Origin of the sequence: Brevundimonas denitrificans (assembly GCF_030160755.1) — a bacterium.
Classification (GTDB): domain Bacteria; phylum Pseudomonadota; class Alphaproteobacteria; order Caulobacterales; family Caulobacteraceae; genus Brevundimonas; species Brevundimonas denitrificans.
The window spans coordinates 1-798 of record NZ_BSOY01000163.1 but is presented as its reverse complement, the minus strand read 5'-3'; the positions used below and the strand labels follow the sequence as shown (position 1 = coordinate 798).

Below are 798 nucleotides of genomic sequence, written 5' to 3'. Positions count from 1 at the left end.
ATTGACCGCCCCGGAGGCACTCAGGACCATGCTCGGGGCCAGATACCGGTCCCGCATATAGCCTGCGATCACGTCACGGGAAAACCCCCTGACCCGTTCGGTGGTTCCCAGAATAGACCGACCAAGGGCCTGTCCGGGGAAGGCCGTTTCCTGCAGATGGTCGAAAATGATGTCGTCCGGCGTATCGTTGGTCTGCCCGATCTCCTGAACGATCACTTCCTTTTCACGCCGCAATTCTTCTTCATCGAAAGTGGAGTTCTGAAGAATATCCGCCAGAATATCCAGCGCCAGCGGCACATCCTCTTTCAGGACCCGCGCGTAATAGGCTGTCTGGTCCCGGCTGGTATAGGCGTTCAGGTGACCGCCCACGGCCTCGATGGTCTCGGCAATCTGCAAGGCTGTCCGCTTTTCGGTTCCCTTGAACGCCATGTGTTCCAACACATGGGAGATTCCATTCTGTTCAATCGTCTCGTGGCGCGCACCGGTATCAACCCACACGCCAACGGCGGCAGTTTCAAGATGCGGCATGGGGTCGGTGACAACCCGCATGCCATTTTCCAACGTGGTTACCTCAACGGTCATGAAAATCTTTCAAATCAGTTTGTTTCAAGAATGCGTGCATTCTTCACTATATGGGACTTCACGGCTTCCAATTCATTAGGCAATGTGACCATGCGCTCCTCCCGCTCGAAAAGATCCGCCATATGGTCCGGCAGATCAGGGTGGACGCCGGTTGCCTCTTTCACCGCAGCCGGGAACTTGGCCGGATGGGCGGTGGACAGGGTGACCATGGGGGCC

1 protein-coding gene and 1 pseudogene are annotated in these 798 nt (G+C 56.8%); both read right to left on the bottom strand.

Features of this window, described 5'->3' with window-relative positions; translation table 11 throughout:
* The coding region (locus QQJ79_RS15515; RefSeq protein ID WP_284223831.1) for a M16 family metallopeptidase at positions 1-582 on the bottom strand (582 nt) is incomplete at its 3' end.
* 14 nt (positions 583-596) lie between these two features.
* A pseudogene (locus QQJ79_RS15510) lies at positions 597-798 on the bottom strand (hypothetical protein); the annotation flags it as partial.